The sequence below is a fragment of the Massilia rubra genome (assembly GCF_011682065.1).
In the GTDB taxonomy this organism is placed as follows: domain Bacteria; phylum Pseudomonadota; class Gammaproteobacteria; order Burkholderiales; family Burkholderiaceae_D; genus Telluria_A; species Telluria_A rubra.
Genome location: NZ_VUYU01000102.1, coordinates 1 through 320, shown reverse-complemented (window position 1 = coordinate 320; position 320 = coordinate 1). Strand labels below are relative to the sequence as shown.

At 47.5% G+C, this 320-nt stretch carries 2 rRNA genes; both read right to left on the bottom strand.

Going from position 1 to position 320, the window contains the following annotated elements:
* Positions 1-87: ribosomal RNA gene (gene rrf / locus F0185_RS34215) — 5S ribosomal RNA — on the bottom strand; the annotation flags it as partial.
* A gap of 145 nt (positions 88-232) precedes the next feature.
* Positions 233-320 (bottom strand): 23S ribosomal RNA (locus F0185_RS34210); the annotation flags it as partial.

Genomic DNA, 320 nt, shown 5'->3' with positions numbered 1-320 from the left:
GGTTGCAGCACTATCATCGGCGTAAAATCGTTTCACGGTCCTGTTCGGGATGGGAAGGGGTGGTACCGATTTACTATGGTCATCAGGCATAACTTGTACAGCTTGGTGCTCCCGACCGGGCAGCACTAGCTTGAATCTGGAAGAAGTATCGTTTTATGTATTACTTTGGGTAGTGATTGCGTATCAACACAAGCACAACGCGCTTTCTTATCTCTGCACCTGCTAAGGTTATAGGGACAAGCCGTACGGGCAATTAGTATCAGTTAGCTTAATGCATTACTGCACTTCCACACCTGACCTATCAACGTCCTGGTCTCGAA